We start from the raw sequence: 17781 nt of genomic DNA, 5'->3' as shown, positions 1-17781 counted from the left end.
TTGCGGGCTGCGAAGGGTTGAATCGGGGTGGGTTATTTACTGGTCAGTTGCAGGTTTTCAGCGGCCGGTTTGCCGTCGAAGGTGGTCACACCGTCGAGCCAGCGCTGCTTGTCTTCGGGATGATCCTTGAGCCATTGCCTGGCCGATTCGAAGGCGTCCTTGTGATCGAGCAGCGGTTGCATCATGCGGCTCTCGTCTTCGGCGGTGAACGTCAGGTTGCTCAGCAGGCGCCCAACGTTCGGGCACTGCTCGGCATATTTCGGCGCGGTGACGGTCCATACGGTGGCCATGCCTTCGTTCGGGCCGAGGGCGTCGTCGCTGCCGGTGAGGTAGGTCATTTTCACGTTGACGTTCATCGGGTGCGGCGCCCAGCCGAAGAACACCACAGCCTCCTTGCGACGCACGGCACGGTCGACGGCGGCGAGCATCCCGGCTTCGCTGGACTCGACCAGTTGGAACTTGCCGAGGCCAAACTGGTTCTTGGCGATCATCGCCTTGATCTGCGTGTTGGCGCCCGAGCCTGGCTCGATACCGTAGATCTTGCCGCCCAGTTCCTTGTCGAATTTGGCGATGTCGGCGAAGGTCTTCAAACCCTTGTCCGCCAGATAGGTCGGCACGGCGAGGGTCGCGCGGGCGTCCTTCAGGCTCGGCGCCGGCAGGACCTTGACCTGATTGGCGTCGACGAATGGGGTGATGGTCTGGGTCATCAGCGGGTTCCAGTAGCCGAGGAACAGGTCCAGACGCTGATCGCGGATCCCGGCGAAGATGATTTGCTGGGACGCGCTGGTTTGTTTGGTGTTGTAGCCGAGGCCGTCGAGCAGGACCTGGGTCATGGCACTGGTGGCGATCACGTCGGTCCAGTTGACCACGCCCATGCGTACGTTCTGGCACGACGCGGGTTCGGCTGCCATGACGCTGGCGCTCAAGAAAGCGGTACCGCTGAGTGCAAGAACACAGCTGCTGATCAGTCGTTTCATGTCGGGTTCCTCGGCAGGTCGTTTATTGTGGTTCCCGGCGTCTGACGCGCCGGTGATGCCAAGTTACGCAGCTGCAGGCCCTTGAAAGCGCACTGCGGCGACCGGCTCTTGCACTGTAGCGACCTGTGCGCTTGAACGCTGACGACAATCGGCGTATCAACGATCCACGCTCCCCTCCCTCTCGTTACCCGCGAATCGAGTGCGCACATGTCCCAGGATTTCTACTTTCTGCTGATGCCGGGGTTCTCCGCCATCGGCTTTATCTCAGCGATCGAACCGCTGCGGGTGGCCAACCGCTTTCGTGGCGAACTGTATCGCTGGCACGTGCTTAGCGCCGATGGCGGGGCGGTGCTGGCGAGCAATGGCATGTCAGTCAACGCCGACGCGGCGCTTGAGCCGCTGAAGAAAGGCGCGACGCTGCTGGTGGTGGCGGGGTTCGAGCCGCTGAAATTCGCCACGCCAACCCTGGAGCACTGGCTGCGGCGGCTGGACAACGAAGGCGTGACCCTCGGCGCCATCGATACCGGCAGCTTCGTGCTCGCTGAAGCGGGCCTGCTCGACGGCCATCGCCTGACCCTGCACTGGGAAGCCATCGATGCGTTCAAGGAGTCTTATCCACAGCTCAGCGTGACCCAGGAACTGTTCGAGATCGACCGCCGGCGCATCACCTCGGCGGGCGGCACAGCGTCCATCGATTTGATGCTCGATCTGATCGCCCAGGCCCACGGCCCGCAACTGGCGATTCAGGTCAGCGAGCAGTTTGTATTGGGACGGATCCGCCCGCGCAAGGACCACCAGCGCATGGAGGTCGCCACGCGCTACGGCATCAGCAACAAGAAGCTGGTGCAGGTGATTGGCGAGATGGAACAACACAGCGAGCCACCGCTGACCACGTTGCAACTGGCGGAGTCGATCAAGGTGACGCGGCGACAGCTGGAGCGCCTGTTTCGGTTGCACCTGAACGATACACCGAGCAATTTTTATCTGCGGTTAAGGTTGGAAAAGGCGCGGCAACTCTTGCGCCAGACCGACATGAGCGTGCTCGAAGTCAGCATCGCCTGTGGGTTTGAATCGCCGTCGTACTTCACCCGCAGCTACCGGGCGAAGTTCGCACGCTGCCCCCGCGAAGACCGGCGTACCGCCCAAGCCTGATGGGGGTACGCAAAACCAAATGTGGGAGCGGGCTTGCTCGCGAATGCGGGGTGTCAGTCGAAACATGAGTTGACTGATCCACCGCATTCGCGAGCAAGCCCGCTCCCACATTTTGATCTTCTGTGTCTGGACGATCGGCTTACTTCTTCACCAGCGCCGAACACGCCGCCTTGTACGCCTCATGCTGATATTTGTTCAGCGTCCCCGGCAGCTCGAAATTGTGCTTCTTGGCTTGCGCATTGATCGTCTGCGGCGACAACAGCGTCACCTCACACCCGTCCAGCAACTGAAACACACCTTCGATCTTGAACGTCGTCGGCCCACCGGCAAACTCACCCTTCTTGCTGCGCTTCTTGATCGCAATCCGGTCAATCGAATGCTCGCGCACAAACGAAGCGATCTGCGCCGCAAAGCGTTTGACGTTGGCCGCCTCATCGTCATCGTCGAGGGCGATTTTCTTTGTACTGAGCGCCACATGGCTCAGGGCCGAACCGTCGAGAGCGGCCACGGCGATGATCGCTTCGCTGCCTTTGATTTCGATGCCGCAGATGTTCATGGGAATTCCTTTGAATGAAGAGGGCAGCCTACAACTCAAGCTGATTGGCCGTGATGCCGAACGCTGCTGCAATTTTCTCGCGGGTTGCCTTGCGTGGCTTGGCAACCGATTCCTGTTGAGCAAACGCAGGTTGTGATATGCCCATGCGCTTCGCCACTTCTTCCTGAGTCAGGTTCAAGTGCTCGCGCCAGGCACGGATCGGTGTCGCCCCGTTGACCATTCGACTGACCACCTCATGCGGGATCAGATCGGGCTGCATTTTCTGTGCGAGGTATTGAGCGTAGGGAATGACTACGAAGGCGGGGTTGCCCTCGGCATCGTTGATGATTTGGATGTCGGCAGATTGATTCATGGCGTTGGAAATATAAGTCTTTTATAAGATTTTCCAATTTTTATTTATATTTTCCAGTCGGCCAATCAACAACGTTTGTCGGCATGTTGCCGAACTTCCAAAATCACTCCTGCCCAATTGACTCCAAAAACTCCGACCGTTCGTCACTCATCCGGGCAACACAGTCATTCTGCGCGATCTTGAACGCCTTGCTGCCTTCGGTGGCGGGGAACGCTTCCACCGCGCAATCGGCGTCGCGGGTTTTCAGCCATTGTTGCTGGGCGGTTTTGAGTTTGGCGGTGATGTCGGCCAGTTGCGTCGCGTTCTTGCCGTAGGTGGCCTGCATGCGCTCGTTGAGGCTGGCGTAGTTGTCCTTGAGCAGGTCTTCGGCGGTGGTGCGGCTGTAGGTCGAGCATTCCAGGGTCTGGACGTCGTTTTCGACTGCGTCGCACGGGTTGTTGTCGGACTCTTCGGCGGCGTGTACGCCGGTCGCAAGCAGTGCCAAAGCCAGGAAGATCGATTTCATTGATGTCGCCGCTCTAATCCAGTGGTGTTTCCAAGATGCGGGAGATTCTGGCTCAAGCTTGCAGGCTTGAACAGGTGGCCGGTCGGGTCGCTTGGCGACCCTTTGTCGCGGATTGACGCTTTCGGCAATTCCCCTGTCGTTTTTGCACCCGGTCGCCCCGGCACCGAGGCATATGCTGGCCCCAAAGCGCCGGCAGACGATTCGGCGCATGAATCGCCAATAAGGGGACGCCTGATGAGCCCAGCCGAATTACACGCCGACAGCATCGTTATCGACGGTCTGATCATTGCCAAATGGAACCGCGAGCTGTTCGAAGACATGCGCAAGGGCGGTCTGACGGCAGCCAACTGCACTGTCTCGGTGTGGGAAGGCTTTCAGGCGACCGTGAACAATATTGCCGCCAGCCAGAAGCTGATCCGCGAAAACAGCGACCTGGTGATGCCCGTACGCACCACCGCCGACATCCGTCGCGCCAAGGAGCAGGGCAAGACCGGCATCCTCTTCGGCTTCCAGAACGCCCACGCGTTTGAAGACCAGATCGGCTATGTCGAGGTGTTCAAACAGCTCGGCGTCGGCATCGTGCAGATGTGCTACAACACCCAGAACCTCGTCGGCACCGGTTGCTACGAGCGAGACGGCGGGCTGTCGGGCTTCGGTCGCGAAATCGTTGCCGAGATGAACCGCGTCGGCGTCATGTGCGACCTGTCCCACGTCGGCTCCAAGACTTCCGAGGAAGTCATCCTCGAATCGAAAAAACCGGTCTGCTACTCCCACTGCCTGCCGTCGGGTCTCAAAGAGCACCCGCGCAACAAGTCTGATGAAGAGCTGAAGTTCATCGCCGACCACGGTGGTTTTGTCGGCGTGACCATGTTCGCGCCGTTCCTCGCCAAGGGCATCGATTCGACCATCGACGACTACGCCGAAGCCATCGAATACGTGATGAACATCGTCGGCGAAGACGCCATCGGTATCGGCACCGACTTCACCCAGGGTCACGGTCAGGACTTCTTCGAATACCTGACCCACGACAAGGGCTACGCCCGCCGTCTGACCAGCTTCGGCAAGATCATCAACCCGCTGGGCATCCGCACCGTCGGCGAGTTCCCGAACCTGACCGAAACCCTGCTCAAGCGCGGCCACCCCGAGCGCGTGGTGCGCAAGATCATGGGCGAAAACTGGGTCAACGTCCTTAAAGACGTCTGGGGCGAATAACGCTTTCTCGAGACCGCCGCCGATCTGCCCCCTCTCCCTCTGGGAGAGGGCTGGGGTGAGGGTTGCGGCCACCACTGAATTCAAATTTTTCTGGAGTTAAGTTTCCATGGCCAAGATCGCCCCGCAATTGCCAATCGAAGTCGACAGCGAGACCGGTGTCTGGACCTCCGACGCCCTGCCAATGCTGTACGTGCCACGTCACTTTTTCGTCAACAACCACATGGGCATCGAGGAAATGCTGGGCGCAGACGCCTACGCCGAGATCCTCTACAAGGCCGGCTACAAATCCGCCTGGCACTGGTGCGAAAAAGAAGCTGAATGCCACGGCCTGGAAGGCGTCGCGGTATTCGAGCACTACATGAAGCGCCTGTCGCAACGCGGTTGGGGCCTGTTCAAGATCCAGGACATCGACCTCGACAAAGGCACCGCCAGCGTCAAGCTCGAACACTCGGCGTTCGTCTACGTCTACGGCAAGGTCGGGCGCAAGGTCGACTACATGTTCACCGGCTGGTTTGCCGGTGCGATGGATCAGATTCTTGCCGCTCGCGGCAGTCAGATTCGCACCGTGGCCGAGCAAGTCTACGGTGGCTCCGAAGAGGGTCACGAAGACGGCTTGTTCACCGTCAAGCCGTTGTAAGTCGAGGAACCCGCCATGGCTTTCGAAGCAATGTTCCAGCCGATCCAGATCGGCAAACTGACCATCCGCAACCGCGTGCTCAGCACCGCGCACGCCGAGGTCTACGCGACTGACGGCGGCATGACCACCGACCGCTACGTCAAATATTACGAAGAGAAAGCCAAGGGCGGTATCGGCCTGGCGATTTGCGGCGGTTCTTCCAGCGTGGCCATCGACAGTCCGCAAGGCTGGTGGAAATCGGTGAACCTGGCGGACGACCGGATCATTCCGCACTTCCAGAATCTGGCTGACGCCATGCACAAGCATGGCGCCAAGATCATGATCCAGATTACCCACATGGGCCGCCGCTCGCGCTGGGATGGCGAGCACTGGCCGACCCTGTTGTCGCCTTCGGGCATCCGCGAGCCGGTGCACCGCGCAACCTGCAAAACCATCGAGCCGGAAGAAATCTGGCGGGTGATCGGCAACTACGCCACTGCGGCCGCGCGGGCCAAGGCCGGCGGACTGGACGGTGTCGAACTGTCCGCCGTGCACCAGCACATGATCGACCAGTTCTGGAGCCCTCGGGTCAACAAGCGTACCGACGAGTGGGGTGGCAGCTTCGAGAACCGCATGCGTTTCGGCCTCGAAGTGCTCAAGGCGGTGCGCAAGGAAGTCGGCGACGATTTCTGCGTCGGCATCCGTCTGTGCGGTGACGAATTCCACCCGGACGGCCTGTCCCACGAGGACATGAAGCAGATCGCCAAGTATTACGACGACACCGGCATGATCGATTTCATCGGCGTGGTCGGTTCGGGTTGCGACACCCACAACACCTTGGCCAACGTTATCCCCAACATGAGTTATCCACCGGAGCCGTTTCTGCACTTGGCGGCCGGTATCAAAGAGGTCGTGAAGGCACCGGTTCTGCACGCGCAGAACATCAAGGATCCGAATCAGGCCACGCGCATTCTCGAAGGCGGTTACGTCGACATGGTCGGCATGACCCGCGCGCACATTGCCGACCCGCACTTGATCGCCAAGATCAAGATGGGCCAGGTCGATCAGATCAAGCAGTGCGTCGGCGCCAACTATTGCATTGACCGGCAGTACCAGGGGCTGGATGTGCTGTGCATCCAGAACGCCGCGACCTCCCGTGAATACATGGGCGTACCGCACATCATCGAGAAATCCACCGGGCCGAAACGCAAGGTCGTGGTGGTCGGTGCCGGCCCGGCCGGGATGGAAGCCGCACGCGTGGCAGCCGAACGTGGCCACGACGTGACCCTGTTCGAGAAGAAGGAATTCATCGGCGGGCAGATCACCACCGCATCGAAAGCGCCGCAACGTGACCAGATCGCCGGTATCACCCGCTGGTTCCAGCTGGAGCTGGCGCGGCTGAAAGTCGACCTGCGTCTGGGTACTGCCGCCGATGCGGCGACCATTCTCGATCTGCGTCCGGACGTGGTCGTGCTGGCGGTCGGCGGGCATCCGTTCCTTGAGCAGAACGAACACTGGGGCGCCGCCGAAGGGCTGGTGGTCAGCAGCTGGGACGTGCTCGACGGCAAGGTCGCGCCGGGCAAGAACGTGCTGGTCTACGACACCATCTGCGAGTTCACCGGGATGTCGGTCGCCGACTTCCTCGCCGACAAGGGCAGCCAGGTCGAGATCGTCACCGACGACATCAAGCCGGGCGTGGCCATTGGCGGCACGTCGTTCCCGACCTACTACCGCAGCATGTACCCGAAAGAAGTGATCATGACCGGCGACATGATGCTGGAGAAGGTCTACCGCGAAGGCGACAAACTGGTGGCGGTACTGGAGAACGAATACACCGGCGCCAAAGAGGAGCGGGTGGTCGATCAGGTGGTGGTGGAAAACGGCGTGCGTCCGGACGAAGAACTGTATTACGGGCTCAAGGACGGTTCGCGCAACAAGGGCCAGATCGACATCGATGCCTTGTTCGCGATCAAGCCGCAGCCTTCGTTGAGCACCACCGGTGACGGCTACTTGCTGTTCCGCATCGGCGATTGCGTGGCGCAGCGTAATACCCATGCGGCGATCTATGACGCGTTGCGGTTGTGCAAGGACTTCTAAGGACTTGCACATGACCCCTGTGGGAGCGGGCTTGCCCGCGAATGCATTCTGTCAGCTCTGCATGAGCTGACTGATCCAGCGCTTTCGCGAGCAAGCCCGCTCCCACAGTAATGCAGACCGTGTTTCTCCAGGCTGTACTGGTGGGAGCTTCACCATGTTGAACACCCTTCTTCCAATCCTGTTGTTCGCCGCCCTGGCCCTTGCGGTGCTGGGCGCGTTGCGGCGGGTGGCCATGTGGCGTCGGGGCCGGGCCTCGAAGGTCGACCTGATCGGCGGCCTGTTCGCCATGCCCAAGCGTTATATGGTCGATCTGCACCACGTGGTGGCGCGGGACAAATACATCGCCAACACCCACGTCGCCACGGCGGGCGGTGCGGTGGCGTCGATTGTGCTGGCGATTCTGGTGCACGGGTTCGGCCTGCATAACCGTGTCCTCGGTTATGCGTTGCTTCTGATGACGGCAGTGATGTTCGTCGGCGCGATCTTCGTGTATCGGCGCCGGCTCAACCCGCCAGCGCGCCTGTCGAAAGGCCCGTGGATGCGCCTGCCGAAAAGCCTGCTGGCGTTCTCTGCCTCGTTCTTTCTGGTGACCCTGCCGGTGGCCGGGATCCTCCCGGAGAACTTCGGCGGCTGGCTGCTCGCGGTCATTCTTGGCATCGGCGTGTTGTGGGGCGTGTCGGAATTGTTCTTCGGCATGACCTGGGGCGGGCCGATGAAGCACGCCTTCGCCGGTGCCTTGCACCTGGCCTGGCACCGCCGCGCCGAGCGCTTTGGCGGCGGCCGTTCGACCGGTTTGAAACCGCTGGATCTGAATGATCCAAGTGCACCGCTGGGCGTTGAGAAACCCAAGGATTTCACCTGGAACCAACTGCTCGGTTTCGACGCCTGCGTGCAGTGCGGTAAATGCGAAGCCGCGTGCCCGGCCTTCGCCGCCGGTCAGCCACTGAACCCGAAAAAGCTGATTCAGGACATGGTTGTCGGCCTCGCTGGCGGCACCGATGCCAAGTTTGCGGGCAGCCCTTATCCGGGCAAACCTGTGGGCGAGCACAGCGGCAACCCGCACCAACCGATCGTTAACGGTCTGGTCGATGCCGAGACCCTGTGGTCGTGCACCACCTGCCGCGCCTGCGTTGAGGAATGCCCGATGATGATCGAGCACGTCGACGCCATCGTCGACATGCGCCGCCATCTGACTCTGGAAAAAGGCGCGACCCCGAACAAGGGCGCCGAGGTTCTGGAAAACCTGATCGCCACCGACAACCCTGGCGGTTTCGCCCCGGGTGGGCGGATGAACTGGGCAGCGGATCTGAACCTCACTCTGCTGAGTGAGAAGAAGTCCACCGACGTGCTGTTCTGGGTCGGCGACGGGGCGTTCGACATGCGCAACCAGCGCACCTTGCGCGCGTTCGTCAAAGTGCTGAAAGCGGCCAAAGTCGACTTCGCCGTACTCGGCCTGGAAGAACGCGACAGCGGTGATGTGGCCCGTCGTCTGGGCGACGAAGCGACCTTCCAGGTACTCGCCAAACGCAATATCCAGACCCTGGCCAAATACAGCTTCAACCGCATCGTCACCTGCGATCCGCACAGCTTCCATGTGCTGAAAAACGAGTACGGCGCCTTCGACGGTAACTACCTGGTGCAGCACCACAGCACCTACATGGCGGAAATCATTCAGGCAGGCGCGCTGAACCTCGGTCAGCACAAAGGCAACAGCGTGACCTATCACGACCCGTGCTACCTCGGCCGTTACAACGGCGAGTACGAGGCGCCGCGTGAAGTGCTGCGTGCCCTCGGCATCGAGGTCAAGGAAATGCAGCGTTCCGGCTTCCGTTCGCGCTGCTGCGGCGGCGGTGGCGGTGCGCCGATCACCGACATTCCGGGCAAGCAGCGGATACCCGACATGCGCATGGAGGACATCCGCGAGACCGGCGCCGAACTGGTGGCCGTGGGTTGTCCACAGTGCACGGCGATGCTTGAAGGTGTGGTCGAACCACGCCCGCTGATCAAGGACATCGCCGAACTGGTGGCCGACGCGCTGCTCGAAGACGCCGCGCCGAACAAGCCTGCCGCACCGGCCAAACGTGAACCTGCGGAGGCCCACTGATGAGCGACATTATCCGCCGCGATCCACGCGCCGAATGGATTGCCCGTAACCGTCTGCACCCGCTGCACGCGGCCATGCAACCGGCGCAGCACAGCTGGATGGGCCCCAACGGCATCATCCGCAAGAACCTGCACGGCATCGGTTTCATCGGCCCCAATGGCATCAAGCGGATCGACCGCAGCGGCGCGCAACAGGGCGGGGCGGTCAAACGCTCGGCCACGGTTGAAGTGCAATTGCCGTTGCATCAGGTGCCCGCCCCGGCGTTCTACATCAGCGTGGTGCCGGACATGGTCGGTGGCCGCCTGAGCAGCCATGACCGCGACCTGCTGGGCCTCGCTCATCAACTGGCTGGCCGGGACGGCGCAGTGCTGGCCGTGGTATTCGGCGAGCACAAGGAGACCGCTTTTGCCACGGCTGGCGTTGATCGTTTGCTGGTGCTGGAAGGCGATGAGTTCAGCGGTTATGCACCGGAGCAACGGGTGCAGGGCCTGCGGGCTGTGGATAACCAATTCAATCCGCGCCACTGGTTGCTGCCGGACAGCCGCAGCGGTGGCGGCGAACTGGGTCGACGCTTTGCTGCTGCGCTGGGCGAACGCCCGGCGACGCGGGTCTGGCAGGTCAAGGATCAGGAATGCATCGGCCGCGCCGGTGCGGGCCTGCAAGACCTGGCACGCCCGGTCGCGCGCTTGATTCTGGCCTCGGCCGAATGCGCAGAACCGGTCAGCGAAACCCGTCACGAAGTCCTCTCGGTGGAGTTATCCACAACGGTGGCGCGCAGCTTGTCGCGGATCGAGGATCTCGGTGCGGTGGCGGTGGACCCGGCGGCGATTCCGATGGCCGAAGCCGAGTTCATTTTCTCCGGCGGCAACGGGGTCAAGGACTGGGCACTGTTCCACGAAACGGCCGCCGCACTCGGCGCCACCGAAGGCGCCTCGCGGGTGGCGGTGGACGATGGCTTCATGGCCCGTGATCGCCAGGTCGGCGCGTCCGGCACCTGGGTTACTGCGCGGGTCTACGTGGCTGTGGGTATCTCCGGGGCGATCCAGCACCTGCAGGGCATCGGTGCCTGCGACAAGGTGGTGGCGATCAACCTCGACCCGGGTTGCGACATGATCAAACGCGCCGACCTGTCGGTGATCGGCGAGAGCGCGGAGATTCTTCAAGCCTTGATCGCGGCGGTGGCGGCTTACCGCAACGACGCCAAGCGCGATGCGGCTTAAGGGAAGGACACAGTTATGAACACCAATGTCATCAGCCTGGTTTCCATCGGCGCCCACCCGACCTCGGGCCGGCCACGCCGCGCCGAACAGGACGCGCGTGCCGTTGAGCTGGGCCTGCAGCTGGCGGGGGATAACCTGCAAGTGCTGCATGCCGGCGATGTCGCCGAGCCGGCGCTGCGTGCCTATCTGGGCATGGGCCTGGAACAGATGCATGTGCTGGAGCAACCGGCTGGCGCCGATGCCTTGCCGGCGCTGACTGCCTATCTGCGTGAGGCCGGTGCACAGGTGGTGCTGACCGGCAGTCAGGCGGAAACCGGCGAAGGCTCGGGCATGCTGCCGTTTCTGCTCGCCGAAGGGCTGGGCTGGCCGCTGGTGGTGGGGCTGGCGCAGGTCGAGTCGATCAACGACGGTTCGGCGCTGGTGCTGCAAGCCTTGCCGCGCGGGCAGCGGCGGCGGTTGAAGGTGAAGCTGCCTTTCCTGGCGACGGTGGATAACGCCGCACCCAAGCCTCGGCAGAGTGCCTATGGCCCGGCGCGTCGTGGGGTGCTGGAGGCGGATGACGTTGAGGTTGTTGACGATGAACTTCTCGCTGTCGCCAACCTGCAACCGGCCAAGCCACGGCCTAAACGGTTGAAAGTGATCAAAGCCAAGAGCGGTGCGGACCGGATGAAGGCGGCGACGGCCAAGGCCAGTGGTGGCGGTGGACAAGTATTGAAGGGCTTGACTGCGCAGGCGGGTGCCGAGGCCATTCTTAAACTGTTGATCGAGGAAGGTGTGATTCGTTGATTAACCACGTTTTACGATTCGACTTTATTCAAGGAATGTAAAAGTCATAAGCAGATTTAGCTATTAAAATTTACTCAAGCATATCTATTCTGTTTTATTTCCTGTCAGATCTGACAGTAGGAATGAGCACAGGAAAATGGTGTTATCTGGTTGATGGCGCGGCAATAGTTGCCGAGCGACCCAGAGAGCATGGATATGATTAATTTGAATGCTGAATCATTGTCAAAAAACAGCTCGCAGGCGGTAGATATCCCTTTAGAGGGGAATCCTCAGGATATTGTCGTCAATAAAAGCGGGTCTATTGCTTACGTTGCTAATTGGTCCTACAAGAGTCTGGATGTTGTCGATCTTGAATCAAAGTCGCTCATCAGGTCTGTTGAAGTGGGAGACTTTCCCGAAAGTCTGGTTCTGAATAAAGACGAGTCTCGCCTCTACGGATGCACTGAAACGTCGGTTTTCCATGTGGATACCGCTGACTACAGCGTTCAACACATTAATGGGCTTCCAGGTCCGCGTGGTTTGGCTTTCAGCCCGGACGAGACATTTTTTTATGTCGGTGTTGCGGACTATTCGAAGGACTCTGCCGCCCGGGGAGAACCATTTGAAAGCTTGTACGTTATAAACACTCTCACGGATGAGATTGAAAAGAAGGTTGTTGGGCCAGGTGTTACAGATCTAGTGGTCCGCCCGGGCGGATCAAGGATATTTGTTGCGACTTACAATGAGAGTAGCGTTACAGCGGTTGATCTCAATACCTCTGTTGTCACTCCTGTTTTGGAAACTCGATGGCCTGCGGTAATTGCCATGGACTCGGCTAGAGCATTGGTATATGTAGGTGGGGGTGAGGAGATTTCCGTCTTTGACGCATTGACTCAAAATGTGGTGGTTCGACACCCTGTTGCGAATTCAAGATCCATCGTATTCAACGAGTCAGGCACATTGTTCTATGCTTCGATAGTTTTTCCCTCGGGAATATCAATCGTCAACGCGAAGACCGGAATTGTTGTAGAAAACATCAACATTTCATCCAAAGCACTTGCTACCAACTATACGAAGCAATTTCTTTATTCTGTGGAATTTGGCGGTATTTCGATTTTTCCGTTAAGGCTGCAGACGTAGTTGTCATGATGGTTTCAAACGCGGATTAAAACAATGCTCAAGCCATAAGGAGTCAAGTGAATGACCGTTGAGTTTCGACCGGCCCGGCGCACGGATGCGCGCGATATTGCGCGTTTGTTTCAGATTTCCTCGGAGGGGGCCTCGGATTACATCTGGAGTCAGTTGGCGGAGCCGGGCGAGGCGCTGCTCGATGTCGGTGAGCGGCGCTATGCCCGCGAAGATGTCGATTTTTCCTGGCAGAATTGCCTGATCGCCGAAGCCGAGGGCCGCGTCGTCGGCATGATGCACAGCTACGTCATGCGCGAAGATCCAGACCCGACACCGCCTACCGACCCCGTGCTGGCACCTTACGCCGACATGGAAGTGGCGGACACGCTGTACATCTCCAGCCTCGCGCTGCACGAAGGCTGGCGCAATCAAGGGTTGGGCGTGCAGTTCCTCCAGCATGCCCAGGCCCGCGCAGATCAGCTCGCGCTCAAAGGCTTGAGCCTGATCGACTACGCCGCTAATACCGGTGCGCGGCGCTTCTATGAGCGACATGGCTTCGGCATCATCAAGACCTGTCAGGTGGTACCGCATCCGATGATCCGGGTGACGGGTGAGGCCTATTTGATGCATCGCGCCTGAGTCCGGTTATCCACTGACGACGGTTTACACACAATCCCTGTTGGTCAGTCTGTGGATAAGGTGTTCGCGCCTCACTGCAAGTCACGTTAATCGTGGCTTACAGCCCGCAGATCAAAAAACAATCAGCCTAAGTTGCGGTTTTTCCGAGGTTTTTCCTCAGGATAACGGCATAAGTTGCCCCCAATCTCTGTTGGCGCTTCTGTGGATAAGATGTTCGCTATCCGCTGCGAGCCATATAAAACGTGGCTTACAGAGTGTTGGTCAATAATTGCTCAATCTGCGCTTTTGTTCGACGAGTTGTCTTGGGAACACTGATTTTTCACAGCCTTGAGGGTTTTTCCACAGACAAGGCAAAGTTACCCCCGATCTCTGTTGGCGCTTCTGTGGATAACGTGTTCGCCATCCGCTACAGATCATGTAAACCGTGGCTTACAAACAAATGATCAAAAAACAGCCAATGCGCTTCGCAAACCGTCCTTCAGGATAAGTCACGATTTTTCTTCACAAATCAGCGAGTTATTTTTGCAGTCATGCACAGTTACCCCCATTTGCTGTGGGTGGCTATGTGGATAACTTGTTCGTCGAACCCCGCAGGCCCCGCCAGTCATAGTCCAAACGGCAATTGATCAGATTTCATACAGTTCTAGACCGTTGCCTTGACTTCGATTCCTGCGCTGTCTTCACTGCAATGGCACAAGGACAGCCATTACTTATCCACATCAGGTTCTGGGAGAACGCATGATGGATAGCCGCCCACACCGCCATCCCCCCTCGCCACGCAAGCGCACGTTACGTCGTGCCGCCAATCAACACGCTCGTCTGTAGCGACCTCTGCTGCAACCGCTGTGCTGTCGCCGGGCTCGTCCCGGAGGCCAGGTGCCCGTTCGTCCATTGATTGCAGGCAACCGCAGAGTTGCCCCATCTGCCTGAGAGAGGAACACCTTCATGACACGCATCGCAACGCCCATCAGCGAGATCAAGGAACACTATGACGTGATCGTCATCGGTTCCGGTTATGGCGGCGGCATTGCTGCGTCGCGCCTGTCCCGAGCCGGCAAGCAGGTGTGCCTGCTTGAACGCGGGCGGGAAATCCAGCCCGGTGAATACCCCAACACCATGATTGCCGCGACCGAAGAGCTACAGGTTCACGACCCGGACGGCCATATCGGCTCGCGCACCGGGCTGTTCGATCTGCACGTCAACGCCCAGCAGAACGTGGTGGTCGGTTGCGGCCTCGGCGGCACCTCGCTGATCAACGCCAACGTTGCCCTGGAGCCGGAACCCGGGGTGTTCGATGACCCGCGCTGGCCGCAGGCGGTGCGTGAACACCGCGATACGCTGCTCAAGGACGGTTACGCCCGCGCCCGGGAAATGCTCAAACCCAATCCCTATCCGAACACCGCGCCGAATCTGCCCAAACTCGACGCCAACAAAAAGTCCGCGGACTACCTCAAGCAGGGCGCGCATTTCTACAAGCCGCCGATCAACGTGACCTTCGACAGGCTGCCGAACAACCTCAACCATGTCGGCGTCGAGCAGCTGCCGTGCAACCAGTGCGGCGACTGCGTCTCGGGCTGTAACAACAAGGCCAAGAACACCACGTTGATGAACTATCTGCCGGACGCCTGGAACCACGGCGCGGAGATTTTCTGCCAGGCCGAGGTGCGTTACCTGGAGCGTGATGGTGATGGCTGGATCGTGCACTTCCAGTATCTGGACAGTGGGCGTGAGATGTTCTCGGCGCCGACGCTGTTTGTGAAGGCCGACATCGTCGTGGTCTCCGCCGGCACCCTCGGCTCTACCGAAATTCTCCTGCGCTCGCGGGACAAGGGCCTGGTGATGTCTGGCCAGCTAGGCGAGAACATGAGCGGCAACGGGGACATCCTCGGCTTCGGCCACAACTGCGAGCAGACCATCAACGGCATCGGCTTCGGCGCGCATTCGGCCAAGGAACTGCAACCGGTCGGCCCGTGCATCACCTCGGTCATCGACATGCGCACCGAAGGTGACTGGCGCAGCCGCATGGTCATCGAGGAAGGTTCGATTCCTGGCGCTCTCGGCCGGCCGATGGTGCCGGCCATGGCCGGGTTCGCCGAGATGATCGGCAAGGCCACCGATGACAGTTTCAGCGGCAAGCTCGGCTACAAGGAGCGCGAAGCCGAAAGCTTCCTGCGCGGCCCGTATCACGGCGCGCTGCACAACATGCAGACCTACCTGATCATGAGCCACGACAGCGGCCAGGGCCGGATGATTCTCGACAACAAAGACCAGTTGCGCATCGACTGGCCGGGTGTCGGCGAGCAGGAAAACTTCAAGCTCGGCAACGAACGCCTGTATCAGAGCACCAAGGCATTGGGCGGGGTCTGGGTGGAGAATCCGATCTGGACCCAATTGCTCAAGCACAGCATTGTTTCGGTGCATCCGCTGGGCGGTTGCGTGATGGGCGAAGACGCCGCGCAAGGCGTGGTCAATCACAAGGGCCAGGTGTTCAGCGGCGCTGCCGGCACGGATGTCTACGCCAGCCTGTACGTGACCGACGGCGCGGTGATCCCGACGTCGCTGGCGGTCAATCCGTTGCTGACCATCTCCGCTGTGAGCGAGCGCAACATGGGCCTGCTGGCCGCCGACCGCGGTTGGCACATCGACTACACGCTGCCCTCGGCACCGCGCAAACAAGTGGCGCCGCCGACCCTCGGGGTGCAGTTCACCGAAACCATGAAGGGCTATTTCTCCCGGGCGTTCACTGCCGCGCAAAGCACCGACCTGAAAGTCTACGAAGCGGCAGCCAAACGCGGCGAGGCGGACAATTCGCCGATCGACTTCACCCTGACCATTACCGCCAACGACCTCAACCGGATGATCAAGGAGCCGGAACACGCCGCGACCATCGTCGGCACAGTGATCGCCCCGGCGCTGTCACCACAACCACTGACGGCCAGCAATGGCGTGTTCAACCTGTTCGAGCAATTCGAGCAGCAGGTCGATACGCGGCACATGAAGTACGACATGAAACTGACCGCCGAGGACGGCAACGACTATTTCTTCAGCGCCTTCAAAACCGTGCCGGAAGACAACGGCGTGCTGAACATCTGGCACGACACCAGCACCCTCTATGTGACGCTGTATCGCGGGCCGGACAAGTCGGGCGAGGTGATCGGCTCCGGGGTGATGCACATTCATCCGACCGATTTCGCCAAGCAGATGACCACCATGAAAGTGCTCAATGCGCGTAACGAGCGTGAGCGCATCGAAGGGCTGGCGCGGTTCGGCAAGTTCTTCGCCGGGATTCTCTGGGAAAGTTACGGCGGGGTCTTCGCTGGCGATATCTACTTCAACCCCGATGCGCCGCCACGGCTGAAACGGCCGCTGGATGCGCCCACCCCAGTGGTGCATTTCTTCCCCACCGAGGATGGCGTCGAGCTGCGCCTGACCCGTTATCAGGCCGGCAGCAAAGGCCCGGTGATGCTGGTGCATGGCCTGGGTGTGGGTTCGAACATCTTTTCTACCGACACCATCCAGACCAACCTGCTGGAGTACCTGTGCAAGCACGATTACGACGTGTGGTTGCTGGATTTCCGTGTGAGCATTCTGTTGCCGGCGAGCAAGAAGGAATGGAACGGCGACCAGATCGCCCAGTACGACTTCAAGGCTGCCATCGCGCAAATTCAGCAAGCGACTCACGCCAAAGATGTGCAGTGCGTGGTGCACTGCTACGGCGCGACGACGTTCTTCATGTCGATGCTGGCGGGGCTGCAAGGTGTGCGTTCGGTGGTCTGCTCGCAGATTGCCGCTGACACCGTGGTCGCCACTGCGACGGGACTTAAGGCCGGTCTGCACCTGCCGGGGATGCTCGATGCAATCGGTATCAAGTCGATGACCGCCTATGCCGACAGCAAGGAGAACTGGTTCAACCGGCTCTACGACAAAGCCCTCAACGGCTACGCACGGATCGAGGCGCAGGGTTATTGCACCAATCCGGTGTGCCACCGCATTACCTTCATGTACGCCTCGCTGTATCGCCACGACACCCTCAACGAAACCCTGCACGACAACCTGCATGAGTTGTTCGGCGAGTCGAACATCGAGACCTTCGAGCACCTGGCACTGATCGTGCGCAAAGGGCATCTGGTGGATTTCAAAGGCAACGATGTGTACATGCCGCACTTCGATCGGCTGAGCATGCCGATCTGCTTCATCAGCGGCGCGGAGAACCAGTGTTATCTGCCTGAAAGTACGCTGAAAACCTACCAGCGAGTGTGCGAAGTCCACGGGCCGGAGCGCTACAGCCGGCATGTGGTGCCAGGCTATGGCCACATCGACTGCATGTTCGGCAAGAATGCGGTGGTGGATGTGTATCCGATCATCCTTGAGCACCTGGAGAAAACTGCCCTCGGTTGACGTCGGACCGAGTCGACCGCTTCGCGAGCAAGCTCGCTCCCACAGGTTTTTTGTGTCAGT

The 17781-nt window shown here is 60.0% G+C and carries 14 protein-coding genes; 10 read left to right on the top strand and 4 right to left on the bottom strand.

Features of this window, described 5'->3' with window-relative positions:
• Positions 1-32 precede the first annotated feature (32 nt).
• Positions 33-977 (bottom strand): choline ABC transporter substrate-binding protein, encoded by a 945-nt coding sequence (locus tag AC0J41_RS24205; protein WP_473013792.1) that lies wholly within the window; start codon positions 975-977, stop codon positions 33-35.
• A 207-nt stretch (positions 978-1184) separates the two neighbouring features.
• On the opposite strand from AC0J41_RS24205, the gene AC0J41_RS24200 reads away from it, so the two are divergent.
• Positions 1185-2129 (top strand): GlxA family transcriptional regulator, encoded by a 945-nt coding sequence (locus tag AC0J41_RS24200; protein ID WP_025108540.1) that lies wholly within the window; start codon positions 1185-1187, stop codon positions 2127-2129.
• Positions 2130-2268: 139 nt separating this feature from the next.
• Here AC0J41_RS24200 and AC0J41_RS24195 read toward each other — a convergent pair whose 3' ends face one another.
• The 3 genes from AC0J41_RS24195 to AC0J41_RS24185 all read right to left on the bottom strand — a co-directional run bounded on the left by AC0J41_RS24195 (position 2269) and on the right by AC0J41_RS24185 (position 3542).
• Positions 2269-2685 carry a DUF3010 family protein gene (locus AC0J41_RS24195; protein ID WP_473013791.1) on the bottom strand — a complete coding sequence of 139 codons (417 nt, stop codon included), beginning with the start codon at positions 2683-2685 and terminating at the stop codon, positions 2269-2271.
• A gap of 28 nt (positions 2686-2713) precedes the next feature.
• Positions 2714-3037 (bottom strand): helix-turn-helix domain-containing protein, encoded by a 324-nt coding sequence (locus AC0J41_RS24190; protein ID WP_473013790.1) that lies wholly within the window; start codon positions 3035-3037, stop codon positions 2714-2716.
• 103 nt (positions 3038-3140) lie between these two features.
• Entirely contained in the window at positions 3141-3542 is a 402-nt protein-coding gene (locus tag AC0J41_RS24185; protein WP_473013789.1) for a lysozyme inhibitor LprI family protein, read from the bottom strand.
• A 234-nt stretch (positions 3543-3776) separates the two neighbouring features.
• On the opposite strand from AC0J41_RS24185, the gene AC0J41_RS24180 reads away from it, so the two are divergent.
• The 9 genes from AC0J41_RS24180 to AC0J41_RS24140 all read left to right on the top strand — a co-directional run bounded on the left by AC0J41_RS24180 (position 3777) and on the right by AC0J41_RS24140 (position 17721).
• Entirely contained in the window at positions 3777-4754 is a 978-nt protein-coding gene (locus tag AC0J41_RS24180) for a dipeptidase (protein ID WP_034153590.1), read from the top strand.
• Positions 4755-4860: 106 nt separating this feature from the next.
• A complete protein-coding gene (locus AC0J41_RS24175; RefSeq protein WP_473013788.1) occupies positions 4861-5391 on the top strand; it encodes a DUF5943 domain-containing protein in 531 nt (176 codons plus the stop codon).
• Positions 5392-5406: 15 nt separating this feature from the next.
• Positions 5407-7467 carry a dimethylglycine demethylation protein DgcA gene (dgcA, locus tag AC0J41_RS24170; RefSeq protein WP_064589569.1) on the top strand — a complete coding sequence of 687 codons (2061 nt, stop codon included), beginning with the start codon at positions 5407-5409 and terminating at the stop codon, positions 7465-7467.
• A 154-nt stretch (positions 7468-7621) separates the two neighbouring features.
• A complete protein-coding gene (gene dgcB, locus AC0J41_RS24165; protein WP_473013787.1) occupies positions 7622-9571 on the top strand; it encodes a dimethylglycine demethylation protein DgcB in 1950 nt (649 codons plus the stop codon).
• Positions 9571-10791, top strand: a complete 1221-nt coding sequence (gene etfA, locus AC0J41_RS24160; protein ID WP_473013786.1) for an electron transfer flavoprotein subunit alpha — start codon at positions 9571-9573, stop codon at positions 10789-10791. The genes dgcB and etfA overlap by 1 nt, the downstream gene beginning before the upstream one ends.
• A gap of 15 nt (positions 10792-10806) precedes the next feature.
• Positions 10807-11577 (top strand): electron transfer flavoprotein subunit beta, encoded by a 771-nt coding sequence (etfB, locus tag AC0J41_RS24155; protein ID WP_473013785.1) that lies wholly within the window; start codon positions 10807-10809, stop codon positions 11575-11577.
• A 195-nt stretch (positions 11578-11772) separates the two neighbouring features.
• Entirely contained in the window at positions 11773-12696 is a 924-nt protein-coding gene (locus tag AC0J41_RS24150; RefSeq protein ID WP_473013784.1) for a YncE family protein, read from the top strand.
• Positions 12697-12756: 60 nt separating this feature from the next.
• A complete protein-coding gene (locus AC0J41_RS24145) occupies positions 12757-13323 on the top strand; it encodes a GNAT family N-acetyltransferase (protein ID WP_473013783.1) in 567 nt (188 codons plus the stop codon).
• A gap of 945 nt (positions 13324-14268) precedes the next feature.
• Positions 14269-17721, top strand: a complete 3453-nt coding sequence (locus AC0J41_RS24140; protein WP_025108549.1) for a GMC oxidoreductase — start codon at positions 14269-14271, stop codon at positions 17719-17721.
• The last annotated feature ends 60 nt before the right edge of the window (positions 17722-17781 follow it).

The sequence above is a fragment of the Pseudomonas sp. Arb-4-2C genome (assembly GCF_055755015.1).
The sequence above is the reverse complement of the archived record's forward strand: the minus strand, read 5'-3'. Positions and strand labels throughout refer to the sequence as shown.

Coding starts and splice junctions, on each gene's coding strand:
- etfA (WP_473013786.1), top strand. CDS start 9,571: ATGAGCGACATTATCCGCCGCGATCCACGCGCCGAATGGATTGCCCGT.
- AC0J41_RS24175 (WP_473013788.1), top strand. CDS start 4,861: ATGGCCAAGATCGCCCCGCAATTGCCAATCGAAGTCGACAGCGAGACC.
- AC0J41_RS24195 (WP_473013791.1), bottom strand. CDS start 2,685: ATGAACATCTGCGGCATCGAAATCAAAGGCAGCGAAGCGATCATCGCC.
- AC0J41_RS24140 (WP_025108549.1), top strand. CDS start 14,269: ATGACACGCATCGCAACGCCCATCAGCGAGATCAAGGAACACTATGAC.
- etfB (WP_473013785.1), top strand. CDS start 10,807: ATGAACACCAATGTCATCAGCCTGGTTTCCATCGGCGCCCACCCGACC.
- AC0J41_RS24150 (WP_473013784.1), top strand. CDS start 11,773: ATGATTAATTTGAATGCTGAATCATTGTCAAAAAACAGCTCGCAGGCG.
- AC0J41_RS24185 (WP_473013789.1), bottom strand. CDS start 3,542: ATGAAATCGATCTTCCTGGCTTTGGCACTGCTTGCGACCGGCGTACAC.
- AC0J41_RS24180 (WP_034153590.1), top strand. CDS start 3,777: ATGAGCCCAGCCGAATTACACGCCGACAGCATCGTTATCGACGGTCTG.
- AC0J41_RS24145 (WP_473013783.1), top strand. CDS start 12,757: ATGACCGTTGAGTTTCGACCGGCCCGGCGCACGGATGCGCGCGATATT.
- AC0J41_RS24190 (WP_473013790.1), bottom strand. CDS start 3,037: ATGAATCAATCTGCCGACATCCAAATCATCAACGATGCCGAGGGCAAC.
- AC0J41_RS24205 (WP_473013792.1), bottom strand. CDS start 977: ATGAAACGACTGATCAGCAGCTGTGTTCTTGCACTCAGCGGTACCGCT.
- dgcB (WP_473013787.1), top strand. CDS start 7,622: ATGTTGAACACCCTTCTTCCAATCCTGTTGTTCGCCGCCCTGGCCCTT.
- dgcA (WP_064589569.1), top strand. CDS start 5,407: ATGGCTTTCGAAGCAATGTTCCAGCCGATCCAGATCGGCAAACTGACC.
- AC0J41_RS24200 (WP_025108540.1), top strand. CDS start 1,185: ATGTCCCAGGATTTCTACTTTCTGCTGATGCCGGGGTTCTCCGCCATC.